This window comes from Peptostreptococcus sp. D1, from assembly GCF_900112955.1.
Lineage (GTDB): Bacteria > Bacillota > Clostridia > Peptostreptococcales > Peptostreptococcaceae > Peptostreptococcus.
On record NZ_FONP01000013.1, the window covers coordinates 11,687 to 30,448 of the forward strand.

At 32.8% G+C, this 18,762-nt stretch carries 19 protein-coding genes; 12 read left to right on the forward strand and 7 right to left on the reverse strand.

The window, feature by feature from the left end:
• Positions 1-114 precede the first annotated feature (114 nt).
• Together aroF and BM120_RS10755 are read right to left on the reverse strand one after the other, a co-directional pair.
• Positions 115-936 (reverse strand): 3-deoxy-7-phosphoheptulonate synthase, encoded by an 822-nt coding sequence (gene aroF / locus BM120_RS10750; protein ID WP_143076532.1) that lies wholly within the window; start codon positions 934-936, stop codon positions 115-117.
• Between the two features lie 9 nt (positions 937-945).
• Complete coding sequence (locus BM120_RS10755) at positions 946-1,884, reverse strand: NAD-dependent epimerase/dehydratase family protein (RefSeq protein WP_143076533.1); 939 nt, start codon at positions 1,882-1,884, stop codon at positions 946-948.
• Between the two features lie 351 nt (positions 1,885-2,235).
• Between BM120_RS10755 and BM120_RS08720 the strand changes: the two genes are divergently transcribed.
• Entirely contained in the window at positions 2,236-2,577 is a 342-nt protein-coding gene (locus BM120_RS08720; RefSeq protein WP_091995119.1) for an arsenosugar biosynthesis-associated peroxidase-like protein, read from the forward strand.
• Between the two features lie 16 nt (positions 2,578-2,593).
• Positions 2,594-3,574 (forward strand): arsenosugar biosynthesis radical SAM (seleno)protein ArsS, encoded by a 981-nt coding sequence (gene arsS, locus BM120_RS08725; protein ID WP_091995122.1) that lies wholly within the window; start codon positions 2,594-2,596, stop codon positions 3,572-3,574.
• 119 nt (positions 3,575-3,693) lie between these two features.
• On the opposite strand, the gene BM120_RS08730 is transcribed toward arsS, so the two are convergent.
• The gene (locus BM120_RS08730; protein ID WP_091995125.1) at positions 3,694-4,119 is read right to left on the reverse strand and encodes a C-GCAxxG-C-C family protein; all 426 of its coding nucleotides are present in this window, start codon (positions 4,117-4,119) and stop codon (positions 3,694-3,696) included.
• Between the two features lie 312 nt (positions 4,120-4,431).
• Here BM120_RS08730 and BM120_RS08735 point away from each other — a divergent pair, with 312 nt between their 5' ends.
• Positions 4,432-5,271 carry a DUF5685 family protein gene (locus tag BM120_RS08735; RefSeq protein ID WP_091995127.1) on the forward strand — a complete coding sequence of 280 codons (840 nt, stop codon included), beginning with the start codon at positions 4,432-4,434 and terminating at the stop codon, positions 5,269-5,271.
• A gap of 103 nt (positions 5,272-5,374) precedes the next feature.
• On the opposite strand, the gene BM120_RS08740 is transcribed toward BM120_RS08735, so the two are convergent.
• Positions 5,375-6,052 (reverse strand): class A sortase, encoded by a 678-nt coding sequence (locus tag BM120_RS08740; protein ID WP_091995129.1) that lies wholly within the window; start codon positions 6,050-6,052, stop codon positions 5,375-5,377.
• Positions 6,053-6,285: 233 nt separating this feature from the next.
• On the opposite strand from BM120_RS08740, the gene BM120_RS08745 reads away from it, so the two are divergent.
• The 7 genes from BM120_RS08745 to BM120_RS08775 all read left to right on the forward strand — a co-directional run bounded on the left by BM120_RS08745 (position 6,286) and on the right by BM120_RS08775 (position 13,160).
• Entirely contained in the window at positions 6,286-7,590 is a 1,305-nt protein-coding gene (locus BM120_RS08745) for an LPXTG cell wall anchor domain-containing protein (protein ID WP_091995132.1), read from the forward strand.
• 328 nt (positions 7,591-7,918) lie between these two features.
• Positions 7,919-8,686 (forward strand): Fe-S cluster assembly ATPase SufC, encoded by a 768-nt coding sequence (gene sufC, locus BM120_RS08750; protein ID WP_091995134.1) that lies wholly within the window; start codon positions 7,919-7,921, stop codon positions 8,684-8,686.
• Entirely contained in the window at positions 8,676-10,100 is a 1,425-nt protein-coding gene (sufB, locus tag BM120_RS08755; protein WP_091995136.1) for a Fe-S cluster assembly protein SufB, read from the forward strand. Before sufC ends, sufB begins: the two co-directional genes overlap by 11 nt.
• An 11-nt stretch (positions 10,101-10,111) precedes the next feature.
• The gene (locus BM120_RS08760; RefSeq protein WP_091995139.1) at positions 10,112-10,942 is read left to right on the forward strand and encodes a SufB/SufD family protein; all 831 of its coding nucleotides are present in this window, start codon (positions 10,112-10,114) and stop codon (positions 10,940-10,942) included.
• A gap of 24 nt (positions 10,943-10,966) precedes the next feature.
• Positions 10,967-12,202 (forward strand): aminotransferase class V-fold PLP-dependent enzyme, encoded by a 1,236-nt coding sequence (locus BM120_RS08765; protein WP_091995141.1) that lies wholly within the window; start codon positions 10,967-10,969, stop codon positions 12,200-12,202.
• Positions 12,192-12,632 carry a Fe-S cluster assembly sulfur transfer protein SufU gene (gene sufU, locus BM120_RS08770; RefSeq protein WP_091995144.1) on the forward strand — a complete coding sequence of 147 codons (441 nt, stop codon included), beginning with the start codon at positions 12,192-12,194 and terminating at the stop codon, positions 12,630-12,632. The genes BM120_RS08765 and sufU overlap by 11 nt, the downstream gene beginning before the upstream one ends.
• A 51-nt stretch (positions 12,633-12,683) precedes the next feature.
• A complete protein-coding gene (locus tag BM120_RS08775; protein WP_091995146.1) occupies positions 12,684-13,160 on the forward strand; it encodes a hypothetical protein in 477 nt (158 codons plus the stop codon).
• Between the two features lie 215 nt (positions 13,161-13,375).
• On the opposite strand, the gene BM120_RS08780 is transcribed toward BM120_RS08775, so the two are convergent.
• The 3 genes from BM120_RS08780 to BM120_RS08790 form a co-directional block, all read right to left on the reverse strand.
• Positions 13,376-13,912, reverse strand: a complete 537-nt coding sequence (locus BM120_RS08780; protein ID WP_091995149.1) for a hypothetical protein — start codon at positions 13,910-13,912, stop codon at positions 13,376-13,378.
• Between the two features lie 12 nt (positions 13,913-13,924).
• On the reverse strand, positions 13,925-14,335 hold the full coding sequence (locus tag BM120_RS08785) for a tetratricopeptide repeat protein (RefSeq protein WP_091995152.1): 411 nt from the start codon (positions 14,333-14,335) through the stop codon (positions 13,925-13,927).
• Between the two features lie 131 nt (positions 14,336-14,466).
• Positions 14,467-15,210 carry an HAD family hydrolase gene (locus BM120_RS08790; RefSeq protein ID WP_091995155.1) on the reverse strand — a complete coding sequence of 248 codons (744 nt, stop codon included), beginning with the start codon at positions 15,208-15,210 and terminating at the stop codon, positions 14,467-14,469.
• 337 nt (positions 15,211-15,547) lie between these two features.
• Between BM120_RS08790 and BM120_RS08795 the strand changes: the two genes are divergently transcribed.
• Both BM120_RS08795 and iorA read left to right on the forward strand, forming a co-directional pair.
• Positions 15,548-16,702, forward strand: coding sequence for a hypothetical protein (locus BM120_RS08795; RefSeq protein WP_091995158.1), 1,155 nt, complete (start codon positions 15,548-15,550; stop codon positions 16,700-16,702).
• Positions 16,703-16,973: 271 nt separating this feature from the next.
• Entirely contained in the window at positions 16,974-18,761 is a 1,788-nt protein-coding gene (iorA, locus tag BM120_RS08800) for an indolepyruvate ferredoxin oxidoreductase subunit alpha (protein ID WP_091995161.1), read from the forward strand.
• Position 18,762: the final 1 nt, after the last annotated feature.

The following is an 18,762-nucleotide window of genomic DNA, read 5'->3' on the forward strand; positions in this document are numbered from 1 at the left end:
TAAAGAGTATATCACAAAAAGCCCTTATTGTAAACTATAAAAAAATGAGGTTTACAATAAAGGCTTTAATAATTTTTTATGTGATTGAATCAACGTCATATTTTTGAATAATACTTAAAGAATTGACCTATTATAACAGGCTTTTATTTCTAATGATATTTTTACGACATCGTTAAATTCGTATGGTGTGATAGATTGTTTTCCGTCAGATAGTGCGTTTTGAGGATTATTGTGAACCTCAATCATTATCCCATCAGCACCAGCCGCAATTCCTGCCATGGACATTGGTTTAACAAGACTCGCTATTCCAGTTGCATGGCTAGGATCGACGATAATCGGAAGATGTGATATTTCTTTTAACATGGCAACTGCAGAAAGATCAAGTGTATTTCTTGTGGCGTGCTCGAAAGTTCTTATACCTCTTTCGCAAAGGATAATATTGTCATTTCCACTGCTCATCAAATATTCAACACTGGACAATAATTCTTCAATAGTATTGGCAAATCCTCTTTTTAACAAGATGGTTTTTTTTACTTTTCCAAGTTCTCTCAACAGTTCAAAGTTTTGCATATTTCTTGCACCAACCTGTAGAATATCGATGTCATCAAAAAAATCCAGATGATTAACACTCACTATTTCAGAGACAATGGGTAAATTCGTTTCTTTTTTCGCAATGCTAAGAAGCTTCAAACCATCCTCATTTAACCCTTGAAAATCATAAGGTGAAGTTCTAGGCTTATAGGCACCTCCTCGAAGTATTGCGGCACCACTTTTTTTTACTGCCTTTGCAATGTCGACTATTTGTTCCTCAGATTCGACCGAGCATGGTCCGGCAATAATAGTCAAATGCTTTCCACCTATAGTTGTATTATTTACTTTTATTATCGTATCTTTTAAATGATTTTTCCTACTGGATTTTTGTAGGTTTTCAAACATACTTTCCTCCTATTTGCTTTTTAAATGACGAAGCATATCATCAGTCATTTTGTTTAAATCAAATTTTGGATTGAATCCCCATTGCTCTCTCGCCGCACTAACATCAAGTTTGTTTGGCCAACTGTCTGCAATCGCCTGTCTTATTGGATCAACATTATAATCCATTGTGAACTCAGGGATAATTCTTTGGATGCTTTTTTTTATATCCTCTGGCTCGAAGCTCATTGCAGAGACATTGAAAGCATTTCTGTCAATAAGTCTTCTGGAGTCAGCCTCCATCAGTTTAATAATACAGTCAACAGCGTCAGGCATATACATCATGTCCATATATGTTCCTTCTGCGATGAAAGAGGAATAGTGACCGGATTTTAAAGCTTCATAGTAAATATGGACCGCATAGTCAGTTGTACCTCCACCTGGCAAAGCCTTGTATGAAATTAATCCGGGAAATCTGACTCCTCTAGTGTCAATACCATATTTGGAATGATAGTAGTCACACAGCAACTCACCACTCACCTTGCTTATACCATATGCCGTAGTAGGTCTTTGGATTGTAATCTGAGGTGTGTTGTCTTTTTGAGTGCTTGGACCAAATGCACCGATTGAACTAGGTACGAACAGCAAGCAGTTCAATTCTCTTGAAATTTCTAATGCGTTATATAGCCCATTTACATTAATGTCCCAAAGTAGATTCGGATTCTGTTCACCTACAGCTGATAATACTGCTGCCAAGTGAATAATGGTGTCGACCTCGTATTTTTTAGCCAATTCATAAAAGCCCTTGGAGTCTCTGCAATCTAGTTTATGGAAAATACAATTATCTGTAATACCAGACTTGTTGTTTCTGGCTGAAGATATTACATTTTCCTCACCATATATTTTTCTCAATTCATAACATAAATCTGTTCCTATTTGACCGGTTGCTCCTGTAACTAATATTCGTTTCATATTGATATCCTTTCAGTGTCAATTAAAAAAGCTGATAAATTTTTTATTGAAATCTATGTAAACTGTGGATGACAGCTTTTATAGAAGTATTTATTTTACCCATAATAAAAGTATATACTATTACACTTGTTACGTAAATAATAATGTATATATATTCAAAAGATTATGAGGTGAACTGTAGAAAAAATGATTTAACAAATTAAATGTGTTTAATAATTACATATAAAATATCAATATTATTGACGAAAACTATACAAATTATCTATTGAATTTTAAATTTTGTTTCATTGATTGACATATTCATTTATTAACCATAATATATATTTAAGAGATGAAAAAGAGGAGGTAATTATGAATAATTATTTTGAAAAAGAGGATTTGAACAAATTTGGTTCAGGTATAATTGGAGAAGATGCAAGCTTGTTATGGAATAAATTCATCGAATATTATGGTGAAGTCTTTGCAGAAGGGGCATTAACAGGTAGAGAAAAAGCATTGATTGCTTTGGCTGTGGCACATACAGTGCAGTGTCCGTATTGCATTGATTCGTACACTCATACAGCTTTAAATTTTGGTTGTGATCAGGATCAAATAATGGAAGCAATTCATGTAGCTGCTGCAATAAAAGCTGGTGCAACATTGGCTTTTGGAGTACAGAGTAAAAATATTTCTGATAAGTTGACGATAAAGTAGATATGGAGATGGTGTTATGAAGATTGATGAATTAGAAAAAATGATAGATATTCCCAGCTTTGATGATATGGTAGACGATAAATCTCATTTAAGAACATTGCCAAGACTTTCCGTACTTCAAATAAATGTTGGTAGACTTTGTAATTTGGAGTGTAAACACTGTCATGTCAGTGCAGGTCCAACGAGAAAAGAAATTATGAGTAAGGAGGTTCTTGAAGCTTGTTTAAAGGTTTTTAAAAAGCATGGATTTGATACTATAGATATAACGGGTGGAGCTCCAGAAATGAATCCCAGCTTTGAATGGTTTTTAAAAGAAAGTTCAAAGCTAGCTGATAGGGTCATTGTTAGGAGTAATCTAGTTATATTGTTGTCAGATAAATACAAGCATTTGATTGATGTGTATAAGGAAAATAAGGTAAACATTGTCTGTTCAATACCTTTTTACACAAAAAGGAACACTGACAATCAAAGGGGAGACGGTGTGTTTGAAAAATCCATCGAAGTCCTAAGGTTATTAAACGGAGTTGGTTATGGAATTGATCCAGAGCTTTCACTAGATATTGTGTACAATCCTAATGGTGCGTTTTTGCCACCATCTCAGGATTCAATGCAGTCATTATATAAGGAAAAGCTGTATTCACAATTTGGAGTAGTTTTTAATAGCTTATATACTATTACAAACAATCCAATTGGAAGATTTGGTGATTTTTTGCATGAGAATGGTCTGCTAGATGAATATATGTCGGTTTTATTTGGCTCATTTAATCAAAAGACAGTGGAGAATATGATGTGCAGAAATCAAATTTCTGTATCTTGGGATGGAAGCCTGTATGACTGTGATTTCAATCAAGCTGTTGATATGAAAATAGAGGGTAGTATTAGTATATTTGATTTGGAAAACGGAGAATTAAATACTAGAAGGATAGTTACAGGTAAACATTGCTATGGTTGTACTGCAGGAGCAGGGTCAAGCTGTGGAGGAGCAACCTCTGAATAATAGTATGTATATATAAAATGTACGTAAAATAAAACTCACATATTCAATTTTATTGAGTATGTGAGTTTTTTATGTTTTTTCTATTAATCAAATTTATAAGTATATTTTTTAATGCAAAACTACAAATCTTTTACTATGTCGATTACATCCAACACTAATTGTGGACAGACAGTGAACATCAAATTTTTCTCCTCTATGATTTTTGATTCTTCTGGAATAGTGAGATTGTAGCCTAATATTCCCGCACAGGTATGTGATTGGTGTAGTTGGTTGAATTTTTCTTTGTACTGAAAAATTTTTGAAATCATTTGACCCTTTGTTTCCATATCTCCAGGCTTTGAATGCCCATATTTAAATCCAAGTGCAATTAGACCACCAACATAAGAGCCACAGATATCCGCCTCAAATATTCCACCGCCAAAGGGAGCAGCACTTTTTAGAGCTAATTCCTTGTCAAGTCCAAGCTCTTCTGCGATTGCTAATGCTACGACTTGGCCACAATCCAAACCTTCTTTGAACATTTCAATCACTTGTTCTTTGTTCATAATTATCGTTCCTCCATCTTTATATTATTTGATATCATCGATTCTTAATGATATTTTAAGCTTATTCAAGTATCATGCTTATACAAGCAAGTCTATATTATACAATAATAGTGATGTTTAAAATAACTCATTATTTAAACTACAAATATTTCATATAGAATGCAACTGATTTTTTAAAACAAAATTATTACAAAAGCTGTTGAAAATAAAATCGAAAAAGTGTATACTCAATATTTATATTTTCTATAATGATATTATATAAAAAAACAGTTGTGTTGTCCAATAGAAACTAAAAATGTAAAAGAGGTAAAAATGTTTGGATATGTAAGAATAAATAAAATGGATTTAACTTTTAGAGAATTTGAAACATATAAGGCTTATTATTGTGGTCTATGTAAATATTTAAAGAGAAATCATACTGAAATATCAAGATTGACATTGAACTATGATATTACCTTTTTAATTGTGTTATTGACATCTGTATATGAGCCAGCTTCAGAGGTTTATCATGAGCATTGTATTGTCAATCCTCTAAAAGAAAAAAAACATATAACTAACGAGATAACGGAGTATGCTGCTAGCATGAATATTCTGCTTTCGTATTATAAATTGCAGGACAATGTAGTCGATGATGGTGGAATAAAAAACATATTAGCAGAAATAGTGTATAGAAAGAGCTTTGGTACTGCTTTGAAAAAATATCCTGAGAAGGCTAGGGTAATAAAGGAAAATTTAGACAGACTGAGCGATTTGGAAAAATTAGAAAGTACAAATATAGACGAAATTTCAAATACATTCGGAAGTCTGATGGCAGAGGTTTTTTCTTACAAGGATGATGAATATGCTCAAAGTCTGAGGAATGTAGGTTTTAATATTGGAAAATACATCTATATATTAGATGCGTTTGCAGATTTGGATGATGATATTAAAAATAAATCTTATAATCCATTTACTTCATATAAGAATGACAGAGAGGCATTAAAAATTAGAGTAGATAAACTTATCTCTATGATACTTTCTAGATTAGAGATGAATATTTTATCTTTGGATCTAAGGCTTAATAGAACGATAATAGAAAACATTCTATATTCAGGTATATATCTAAGATACAAGGGAATTTTAAATGGAGCTGAGGACAAGAGAAATATGTAAAAATTCTAAAAAAAGTTAACATTAGGTTAAATAAAAATTAGGTTAAATAAAAAAACTCGCAACAGACACTCTTATGCTTGTAGTGATGTGCGAGTTATTCTATTTAATTCAAGCCTTCTAACATTTTCGATTGGCTATAAGGGTACAATCTTTTGAATTTACCAATAACAAAGTATCTGTATCCAGCTTCATCATAGTAGCAGGTCATCAATGATACTATAGCTTTTCCGTCAGACTCTGTTATTTTTGAGTCAGATATTAAATCTACTCTATCATCAGTGACCTTTAGAGTTTTGAAAACCTCATATTCGTATATGTTTTTCTTGTTGGTGATTCTAATTGAATCGCCCATTTTCACATTCATTAGTCCACCAAACAGAAGTTTATCATTTTTCATGTAGTGACCAGCTATTGAGTAATTTCCTAAGCCCATCCTTTGGCTAGGCTTCATAGTACATGCACCATACATAAGATTGTTGTTTTCCAATCCATCAAAAATAGCTATGTTTTTGTTGATTGAAGGAATTACCATCTGCCCTACAATCTTGGACATATCAGCATTCTGTCTATTCAATATAACACCATTTACGTCTATTGGATCTATTTTCGATTGGTCGTATGATTTATTTCCACTTTTAGCGTTTTTTTCAAGCTCACTGTTGGAAAGCTGCTCAATTTTTACTTCCTCTGAATTTTTTTCTAACAGCAGCTCCGAAATTTTTGGCATCGAAAAAAATACGACACCGGCTAGAATAATTACAATTGCAATAAATTTTTTCATAAATATAGGCAAAAATACCTATTCACCTCCTAGAGTTACAAATAATTTCCATTAGTTATAGACAATTATAACACAAATTAACGGTTTTTACTAAAATTATGCAAATAATATTAAAATTAAGGTCAAATACTATTTATCTTTTTACTATACTATGGTATTATTAATGTATAAGAAATTGTATACTTGAATTATTTTTATAATTATAGAGTAGGGTAAGTATTTAGGAGGACAATATGAAAACTAATAAGAAAATGTTAAATCTATTAGCGGCTATGACACTTGCTATTCCAATGGCTGTTTCAGCGGGGACGTTAAATAATATTTATGCAGAAAGCATAATAACCTCAGTTGTAAATTCGACTGATAATAAGCCTTTATCAGGTGTCACACTTGCTTTTTACTCAACGACAAATAATGCATCGAAAAAGATATTTACTGTTAAGACTAACGAGCAAGGTAAGCTGAATAAAGAATCTGTGGTTGCTTTTAATTCTTTTGATGTGAGCAACGTTATTGATGATAAAGGGGATTTAAATTTAAAGGATGGTTCATATTATTATGTTGACGATTCAGTTGTAGATGGGTTTGTTAAAAATGTGAAGCCTGTTAAATTCTCTGTAGTTAATGGAGTTGCACCAAATATTGAAAGATCCTATTCAAAGCTGAGCAGTGATAAGGCTCAATTGATTGTAAATGCTGTTGATGCTTCTGGTAATCCTGTTGAAGGTGCTACGCTTGATTTGTTTAAGCAAGTTAATGGAACATATGTGAGATTAGCTTCATTGACAACAGATAGTGATGGATTGCTTTTAGATGTTATAAATAGAACTAGTGAGGATTCAAATACGATAATTGATACTTCAAATGGAACTCTAATACTTCCTAGTGGGAGCTATAAGGTTGTTCCAAAAAATTCAACATCAACATTGAAGCCTGTAAAGAATGAGTATGCTATTGAAGTTGTTGCTTCAAGGATTGTTTCTTTGGCTGTTAACTACTCAAAGAGCACGAATTCATCAGAAAACAATCAGTCGCAAGGAAATAATCTAAGTGAAGTTAAGACTGGGGTTAAGATACTAGTTCGCAACGAGAAAAAAACACCACTTGAAAATCAGGAAATTGCAATTTATTCTACAGATGCAGATGGCTCTAATGAAAAGCTGTTGTTTGTAGGAAAAACAAATTCTGAAGGTATATTCGAATATGACAAGGTTTCTAAGGGTGCAGAGTTACTTGGTAAGAATGGTGTTGTAGCTTTAGAAGCTGGAAATTACTACTATAAGCTATATAATTATTCAAATGCAAAGAAACATACATTCAAGGTTGAGGCTGGAAAGGTAAATAATCAGGTATTTACGATTACTGTTGGAAGCTCAAGCTCAAAGACTTCTAATAGGACAACTTCTTCAAATGGAAGTAATGTATCAAAATCAGGCAGTACTTTAGCTAAAACTGGTGTAGAAAGTACATTGGCTTATAGTGCTTCTGGTATTGCTATGGTTTCTGGCGGATTGTACATGTTAAAGAGAAAGAAATAAAAAATTGTGATAAAAGTAATATGAGCTTGCTTAAGTAAGAGACTCGTATGATAGCTCACACATTCTGATAGATATTTTGATGAATGTTGTGGGCTATTTTGTTTTTTGAAAAATATTATACAATTAATATTTTTATATGATTATATTTGAATGAGAGTTGACGATAAATATGAGTTTTACTTTTATGGAAATAAAAACTGCGAATCAAAAAAATTTTTTTATAATTCCTACTAAATTAGTCGAGATTAATTGATTTTTTTGGGTAATCATAGTAATATAGACTTGTACCAATTTTATTATATAAAAATAGCGAAAGGAATGTGGAAAAGTGAGCGAGACATTATTAGAAATTAAAGACCTATGTGTAAGAGTAGGTGAAAAAAATATATTAAAAAATGTAAATCTAAAGGTTAATAAAGGTGAAACACACGTTATCATGGGACCAAATGGCTCTGGAAAATCTACATTGGTAAATACAATAATGAGTAATCCTAAGTATGAAATAACTTCGGGAAAGATTTTCTTTGAAGGTGAAGATGTTACAGAATTTGCAGCTGATGAAAGAGCGAAAAGAGGGATATTTATGTCCTTTCAATCTCCTATAGAAGTACCAGGTATAAGTGTTGAAAACTTTATCAGGACTTCCAAATCTGCGGTCGATGACAAACCAGTTTCTGTATTGAGATTTAATCTGGACTTATCAAAGAGAATGAAAGAGCTGGAAATGAAGCCTGAGTATGCCTCTAGATATATGAATTATGGTTTTTCTGGTGGAGAAAAGAAGAAGACTGAAATTTTGCAAATGCAAATACTTAATCCAAAGCTGGCGATGCTTGATGAGACCGACTCTGGATTAGATGTTGATGCTGTTAGAATAGTATCAGAAGGAATAAAAAGCTTTAAGAAGGATGAAGATAAAGCTCTGATGATAATTACTCATCATAAGGAAATAATATCAAATGTTGTGCCTGATTATGTTCATGTTATAATTGACGGAAAAATCGTAAAAGAGGGGGATGCATCACTGATACACAAAATTGAAGAAGAAGGCTACGGCTGGATTAGAGATGAGGTGAATTCATCTAATGGAAACTAATAAGGATGCAAGAAAAAGAACTCAGGTTGAAGAATACGATCGTGGGATTTATGATATAAAAAATGAATTTAAATATAAATCAAAAACAGAAAAAGGTTTGACTGAGGATATAGTTAGACAGATAAGCAAGGAAAAAAATGAACCGAATTGGATGCTAGATATTAGACTTCAGTCTGTTAGGAAGTTTTATGAATTGGACAATCCTAGCTGGGCACCAAATTTGGATGAAGTAAACATTGATGATATTACTACTTATATTCGTCCAGATGCGGATTTGGTAGAAGACTGGAATCAAGTTCCTGAGGATATAAAAAATACCTTTGATTTGCTGGGTATTCCAGAAGCTGAAAGAGAGAAAAATCTATCTGGTGTTGGAGCACAATATGACTCAGAGGTTGTTTATCATAATATTCAGCAAGAGCTTTTGGATCAAGGGGTAATATACACTGATTTTGATACTGCTGTTAAGGAGTATCCTGAAATAGTTCAAGAATATTTTATGAAGTGTATTACAAATTCGGATCATAAATATGCTGCTCTTCATTATGCTGTTTGGTCTGGCGGATCATTTGTATATGTTCCAAAGGGTGTTAGAGTGGATATCCCACTTCAATCTTATTTTAGATTAAACGCTCCAGGTGCAGGTCAATTTGAGCATACGCTGATAGTTATCGATGAGGGTGCTTATTGCCATTTTATAGAAGGCTGTTCAGCACCAAAATATAATGTGGTAAATGTACATGCCGGCGCAGTTGAATTATTTGTAAGAGAGGGAGCTACACTTAGATATTCTACGATAGAAAACTGGTCAAGAAATATGTACAACTTGAATACAAAGAGATGTATAGTTGAAAAAGACGGAAAGATAGAATGGGTGTCAGGATCATTTGGTTCAAAGGTATCATGTTTATATCCTATGAGTGTTCTTAAGGGAGAAAATGCAAAATCAGAATTTACTGGAATTACTTTTGCAGGTAGAGGTCAGTATTTAGATACAGGAACGAAGGTCATACACGCAGCACCAAACACATTTTCTACAGTAAACTCTAAGTCAATATCAAAGGATGGTGGAGTTGCAATTTATAGGGGCCTAGTGAAGGTTACAAAGAATGCAAGGGGATCAAAATCTACAGTTAGCTGTGAGTCCCTTATGTTAGATCAAGAATCAAGATCTGATACGATACCAGTAATCGATATTGCAAATCAGGACGTAGATTTGGGACATGAGGCAAAAATTGGTAGAATAGACGATGAGGTTATCTTCTACCTGATGTCCAGAGGAATAAGTGAGGCAGAAGCAAAGTCAATGGTAGTTAGAGGCTTTGCAGAGCCTATAGCAAAAGAGCTGCCGTTAGAATATGCGGTTGAAATGAATAATTTAATAAACCTTGAATTAGAAGGTACAATAGGTTAGGAGGAAGAAATATGATAGCAAATACATTACCACTTCTTACTTGGAGATGGCTTAAGGTAAATGATGCCCTAATCGAATTGCCTGAGGTTTTAGAGCAAGTAACAGAGATAGCTGCAAAAGAAAATGATGAAATTTCAACACTTTTTGATTTCAATAAAATAGAGTCTGGGAAGGATTCCAGACATATCAAAATAAAGATTACAGCAGAAAAGAATTCAAAGGTGGATTTATATTATGTTTCTAGATGTACTGATGAAAATACGTCTCTTACAGATATTGAAGCTGATGTGGCTGAAGGAGCAACAGTTAATTTTATTCAGATAGAATCTGGTGCAAAGAGAACTGTTACAAATTACACTGCAAATCTAAATGGAAGAGGAGCAACTACAAATATAGATTCAGTATACTTTGCAGGAGGAGAAGATAATTTAGATATTTTCTACCATGTTAATCATATTGGAGAAGAAACGGTTTCAAATATATTGGTAAATGGGGCGCTTAAAGATAAGGCAAGGAAGACATTTAAGGGAACGATTGATTTTAAGAGAGGCTCAAAGGGCTCAAAGGGAAGCGAGGAAGAATTTGCAACATTGCTTGATGAAGATGTAAGATCAGTTGCTGTTCCAGTATTACTATGTGTTGAAGATGATGTTGAAGGGCTTCATGCTGCAAGTGCTGGTAAGATAGATCAAGATAAACTTTTCTATATAATGAGTAGAGGATTGAGCCATGAGCAAGCGAAGAAAATGTTGGTTGAAACTCAGTTATTCCCAACAATAGATAAATTACCGGACAAGGATTTGGTTCAGGAAATTTGGAGAAATATTGAGAAAAGAATATAGACTGTATAGTCTTGGGAGGTTAGTATGAACAAGGAACAAATATTGGACATAAGAAAAGAATTCCCATATCTTGATGAAGATAAGATGGGAAGGAAAATAGTATATTTTGATAATGGGGCTACTTCTCAGAAACCGAAATGTGTAATTGATGCGTTGTCAAGCTATTATAGCTATGAAAATGCAAATCCACATAGAGGTGCTCATTATCTTGGGATGTTGGCTACAGAAAAATATGAGTCCGCAAGAGAAACGGTAAAAAATTTTATAAATGCAAAACAGTCAGAAGAAATAGTGTTTGTCAGAAATACTACCGAGGCATTAAATTTGATTGCGTACTCATATGCTTTGGAATATTTAAATGAAGGTGATGAAATATTAATCTCGATTTATGAGCACCACAGTAACTTGGTTACATGGCAGTATGTTGCACAAAAAACAGGAGCTATACTGAAGTATGTGTACCTTGATGATAATTACGAGCTTGATATGGAAGCGTTTAAGAGCTCACTAAGTGAAAAAACGAAGCTGGTTTCTCTAGCTGGTGCATCAAATACTGTTGGAGCTGTAATTGATGTAAAGGAAGTTACAAGGCTTGCTCATGAGGTAGGTGCAGTTGTTTCTATAGATGCTGCTCAGCTTTCGCCTCATGTTAGAGTGGACGTACAGGATTGGGATGTTGATTTTATTTCTTTTTCAGGACACAAGATGTATGCACCAATGGGAATAGGCGTGATGTATGGTAAATATGAAATTTTAGATAAAATGGTACCATATATGTATGGTGGAGATATGATTGAATATGTTTATGAGCAAAAAACTACCTTTGCAAAGCCAGCAGCAAAATTTGAAGCCGGAACGCAAAATGTCGGTGGTGCGATTGCACTAGCAGCTGCTATAGATTTTATGGAAAGAGTAGGAGTTAAAAATATTCACGAGCATGAATTGGCTTTAACTGATTACGCTTACAAAAAAATGAGCGAGCTAGAATTTGTAGAAATATATTCAACACCAAGCTACAATAGATCTCCATTGGTGTCGTTTAATATAAAGGGAGTTCATTCACACGATGTTTCGACAGTTCTTGATTCATATGATATAGCTATAAGAACAGGCCATCACTGTGCTATGCCATTACATGGATACTTGAAACAAAATTCTACTTGTAGAGTGAGCTTTGCAGTATATAATACATTTGAAGAAATTGACTTTTTTATTGACAAATTGAAAGAAGTTAGAAAGGTGATGGGTTATGGATCTTAAGAGTTTGTATACAGATATGCTGCTTCAGGAAAGCAATAATAAAGCAAATATAAGGGAATTAAGTTCTCCAACATTTTTGGAGCTAGGTCATAATCCAAGCTGTGGTGACGAAATAACTCTTCAGATTGAAATGAATGGAAAAACAATAAAGGATGCAAGCTTTACAGGCGAAGGCTGTGCTATTTCTAGAGCATCAACATCTATGATGATTGACCTAATAAAGGGAAAGGACATATACGAAGCGAAAGAATTGACAGAAAAATTCATTGGTATGATAAAGAAAGAAGTAGAAGTGGACGATGATCTAATAGAAGCATTGGGTGATACAGTTGTTTTAGAGAATGTGTCAAATATGCCTGCCAGAGTAAAGTGTGCTGTTTTGGCGTGGCATACTCTTGCAAATATCATCGATAAAAATTTCGAAAAATAAATTTATTATTTGTGAATGATTGAATTTGACTTATAAAATTGGAGGCTTTTTATGGATTATAAAAAGAAAAAACTCCTTGAATTTGAAGAAGGAGAAAATGCAACTGCAGATTTATTTGGCAATGGTACGATAACTAAAAAGTCGAACAATGATGATGAAGATGATTTCGGTTATGAGCTGGATGAATCTGGAATGATTCCAAAGCTTGAGGAATTAAAGGCTGCTGGAGTGAATTCATCACGAGATGAATCAGAAGATAATAAACCACAAAAAAATACAGGCAGACACATTGAAAAATCAAATCTCATGGACGAAGGCATTGACTTTCTATTAGAGGATGAAGAAAATACGTCAGAAAATGAAGATGAAGCATATGTAGATGATGAGCTGTGGAATGAGGATGATTTTTCTAATTTAAAAATTGATTTTTATGATGATGAAGATTCTTCGATATCAAGGGAGCTTGGTAGAATTGCAAGTGCATTGGAAAGGATTGCTAATTCATTGGAAAAAGATAGACGCAGTTAATCTTTTATATTTGAATTTTTTATGCTACAGCATAAAGCTTATTTTGAACTGACCCCAAAAAGTTGGACCTAAAAATCAACTTTAAGGAGGTCAGTTCAATTTTTGACTTAGGCTGTAGCATTTTTTTACTATTTATTACTCTTAAATAATTGAAATTTTTAAAATTTTTGCCAAGCTCCATAAATCGGTTGATATTTTGCGACTGGATCAAAGGCTTATTTTTTACGAAGCATTTTTTTAAATTGACTATTATATTTTTCGATAAACATTGTAAACAAATAGTCGTACAGAAAATATGCAATAATCAAAATCACAGTAAGAAAAATAGTCAAATTATTATTTAATATAGTTTTGTCGAAAAATGCGGTCGACACAAGGTAAAGAGACGAAAACGCACAAATAGAGTAAATGAATTTTATCAAATACTGAAATTTTATTTTTCTTACATTTGATTCTATCAAGTATTTTATTATAGCATAATTTCCAAATGTAAATGCATAAACTATAAAATGAAGCTTATTATTTATTAGAATAAAAGCAAGCAATATACTTGCGACACAGAATATACTTCCAAATTTAATATTTGATTCAATTATGGAAATTGCCATAAATAGAGATGAAACTGCCATTAAAGCGATGGTATTTGTTGGAATATAGTTGATCAAAATAATCGTAATCATGTTTAATGCCAACAGTATACCGTTGGTCGCAAGATATTTAGTTTTTATATCTTTATCGAATTTTTCATTCATATTTTTCTCCGATTAGCAGCAAGTGATTAAATCTCCGCCAGCACACTCACAACAAGAATCGCAGCACCATAAAGTACAAAGTGTATCGCAGCAGCTATCACCACAGCAGCAACAGCATCCAGGATTGTTCATTCTCTGTCTATTGTTGTTGTAATAGTTTGCTCTGTCATTGTAGCCATTTCTATAATTAATATATCTATTGTATGCTTCACTATATTCCTGGTTTTCAGGATCCATAAATTTTGCTCTCTTGATAAAATCCTCGCCCTCCTCATAGTATCCAAGATTCATCGCTGAAACTCCTCTCATAAAATACCATTCTGCGTTTCTATCAAAAATATTGTTAAGAGCCTCATAACACTTTCTGAAATTTCCTTGTGAGAATAAATTTCTTACTTGTGAATAGTCTGTATATGTACTCATAAATTACCTCCCATTATTTTTCAAATTTATACAAGGATAAACGAAATTTTTTATATTTAGCATAATACAATTACCATAATATTAGCTAAATTGAATTATCGATATATTAGCTAGACTGGATAATTGATTAGTTATTTGTTACAGTCATCTTCAATATGGATGACATCTGTATTTAACTGATATATTACATCTTTTCTCTCAACTATAATCTTTGTTCTAGTTCTAAAGGAAGAATCCTCAGAAAGCTTAAATAGAAGCTCTCGAGAAGGATTTATAGCTATTGGATGCCCAACTCTTTTTAGCATATCAAAATCTCCGTTTGTATCACCATATGCGTATGAAGCATCCATATTAATACTGTACTTCTGTATGAAGTCATCAATGGCTTTATTTTTGCTCTCAGAATCCCACATCGGAATGACACCACCAGTCATTTTTCCATCAATATATTCATATGTACTTCCAATATAATCATTGACCTTGTATTTTTTAGCCATTCGTTCAACCAAAAAATCTGGTGATCCCGAAATAAATATTATTATATGACCTTGACTTTGGTGCCATTTAATTCTAGATCTTGTATATTTATAGACTCTGTCCGCCTTTAGCTTGATAACTTGATCACTGGCAAAATCCATAAAAGATTTTTCTAGACCGGTTATTGCTTCTACATATTGATCAGATATTTCATGGAGATAATCATCGTAATTTCCTTGTCTCTTTTCCCAGTTTTTATATGTGTTTTCGAGATGCTCTGACCATTCTCTGGAGTCAATCAACTCATATTTTATCAATTTTTTAAAATGTTCAATCAATAATGAATCTCTGTACAGAGTACCATCAATGTCAAAAAAAGCAACAATATTTTTTTTCATAAGTACCTCCAATTTCAATTCTTTAGACTATTATATCACTATCTGATAATTTGTTGAACAAAATATTCAATTATACTAAAAGATTGAGATTGATTTGTATGGATAAGATATTCAATTATACTAAAAAATTGAGATTGATTTGTATGGATAAGATATTCAATTATGCTAGAAAATTGAGATTAATTTGTATGGATAAGATTTTAATTACACTGAAAAATAGATACCAATGTATTAAAAAATAGACACCGATATGGCAGATATTTTAATAATATTCAATTGATTGCTGATATGTATAGTATAATATAATAGATATAGCTGTTATGTGATGGAGGTAAGTATGAATTTTAAAAGATCATTTTGCACAAATACAAGACTAATGGGTGCTATGATGATGGCAGTCGAGTGGGAATTGGATATATCAAGAATAGAAGCTCATGTATTTTTATTAGATTCTGAGGGATTGGGAATATATGATTTTTTCATAAAAAGGGATGCTAGTAATACGGAGTTATCTGATTTTTATATCAATAAGAGTAGTTGCTTTGGTGGAGAAAATATTGAATTGGAAGAAGCTGAAGCCTTGTCACTATTCGTACATTTTTATGATAAGAATATAAAAAATGAAAAAGATATTCCTGAAAATCTCTCAAAGGAAATATATGATTTCTATACAAAAAAACTAAATAAATGTAAAAATAGCGATGATGTTAGCTATTTTGAATTTGCTAAAAGAAAGTCGTTAAGTGTTATGTTCAACAAGCTGTGTAAGAAAATCGACTCTGAATACGAATTTGTCAATTATATGGTCATGAGATTTATTGCGAGAGATAGAGAGGCTTTGCTCAATTTTTCAGGAAGTGAATTGCTGTCGACTCAGCATATAACCGAAATTAACGGAGCCTTCTTATATAATCGCATCAATAGAAAAAGCGATGATAGATATATTTGTAGTACTGTGTACGAAGACATTGACGGATATTATGAGACAAAGCTGATTATAGTAATCGAAAAAAATGATGATATGTATAAGCTTTTGTCAATCATCATTACACTAAACAACTTGATTAGTGAAGAGGATGTATTTGAATTGATTTCAAAACGAGAAGTTATAAGTGTCTTTAATATACTTGATGAAAGCTTGAGTGTAGGTAATTTAGACGTATTTGATAAAATTGATAATACGATAGCCAATCTATATAAAAGTATTCAAACCTTGGAATACGAGAATGGAGTTTTGTATACACAGTATTGGAGTGATAATAGTCACGTGAATGATGAAATATATGTAATCAATAATGATATCCAGTTTTTGATATATGTTGACGATGAACGATTATATTTGGCGACTTATGATTATGAAACCCAAATTTTTGTGGAAAATTTATTGAAGAGTGTTTTGGAAAAGGTTGTTGAGCTTGAAGGAGTCTATAAATTCGATCAAAACGTTCTTTTTGATTTTATACAATCTGGAGAAATTGACCTTATTTTTTAACGTTATAAACTTGTCATAAATTTTTATTATAAATAAAAAATCGTTTTTTTATAGAGGTTGAAAGGTAAAAAATAGTGTAATACTCTATAAAAAAATATAATTCTGAAAATTAAATAAATTGATAAATTGTGTATAATTTCTAAAAAATAAACATTTTGTTGACATTATTTTTTATATTTGGTATAAATTAATTATCAAATTGTTTCTATTTAGATTAACGTCAAGCAAAAAATACATAAAGGTATTTTTCAAAATGTTTTGGAGGTATGATATGAAAAAATTGATGACAGGCGATGAAGCTATCGCAAGAGGTGTTTTTGAAGCTGGTGTTAGGTTTGCATCCGCTTATCCAGGTACTCCGAGTACTGAGATTTTGGAAAATTTATCTGAAATCGACAGAAAATATTTGGTGGCAGAGTGGGCTCCAAATGAAAAAGTTGCCTTGGAATCAGCAATCGGTGCCAGTGTTGCAGGTGCTAGATCATTTGCGGCCATGAAGCATGTCGGATTAAATGTTGCAGCAGATCCATTTTTTACGGCAGCTTATTCGGGTGTGAATGGTGGCTTGGTTATTGTTACTGCTGACGAACCGGGACAGTTTTCATCACAAAACGAACAAGATAATAGAAATTTAGCAAAGGCTGCGTTTGTTCCAATGTTTGAACCATCTGACAGTCAAGAATGTAAGGTAATGGTAAAGGCTGCCTATGAAATGAGTGAGGAATATGACACTCCGGTTATAATAAGAATGACAACTCGTGTCTGTCACTCAAAGGGGCTAGTGGAAATTGAAGATAGAGAAGAAGTTGGAATAAAAAAATGGGAAAAACAACCACTTAAATATGTAATGGTGCCAGCTAATGCAAAGGTTAGAAAACAATATGTATTTGAGAGAATGGCAAAGCTTTTCGATTATTCTAATAGCTGTGAATGGAACTTTGCCGAATACAATGATACTAAAATTGGTGTTGTTGTTTCTGGTGATTGTTATCTTTATGCGAAGGAAGTATTTGGTGAGGATGCATCTTACCTAAAGGTAGGCTTTAGTAATCCATTACCTGATAAATTGTTCAAGGAATTTGCTGAAAAGGTCGACAAAATATACGTAATTGAGGAAAACGATCCGATAATGGAAACTCATATAAAGTCATTGGGCATCGAATGTCATGGCAAGGATGTATTTCCTAGTCATGGTGAAATGATACCAGAAGTAATCAGAAAATCTATTTCAGGAAAGGAAGTTCCTATTTTCGACGAAGCGAAAGATGTTATGATAAATCGTGCTCCTACGTTCTGTGCAGGATGTCCACATAGAGGCTTCTTTTACACATTGGGTAAAAGAAAAAATATAATGATATCTGGGGATATAGGATGTTACACATTAGGATATGGTGCTCCATATAACGCTATGGATATGACACTTTGCATGGGTGCCAGTATAAGTATGGGACATGGTGCATCACAGGTATTCTCAATGGATGAAAATCAAGATGTTAAAGTTGTTTCTGTAATAGGTGATTCAACATTTTTTCATTCAGGAATAAATTCTTTATTAGACGTTGTGTACAATAATAGCAGCACTGTTACATGTATTCTTGACAATAGAATTACAGGAATGACTGGTCAGCAACAAAATCCAGGTACAGGCTTTACAGCTCAAGGTCAGCAGGTTGCTGAAGTCGATATTGAGTCAGTTGTTCGAGCAATAGGTGTGAAAAACATCAGACGTATTAATCCAAATATCCTTGAGGAAGTTGAAGCTGCACTGGACTGGGCATTAGCTCTAGATGAACCATCAGTAATCATTACTTGGTGGCCATGTGCGTTAAAAGCTCAGTCTGAAAGTGATAAGGAAAACTTCCCTGGATCTTTCCAAAGCAAATATTTTGTTGATGAAAGTGTATGTATAGGCTGTAGAAAATGTACAAAGACAGGATGTCCAGCAATTTCATTTAAGAAAGAAATTAAGAAATCCTCAATAGATCCTAATAAGTGCGTGGGATGTAGTGTTTGTGCTCAGGTTTGTCCTGTAAAAGCGATAAGAAAGGTGGAAAAATAAT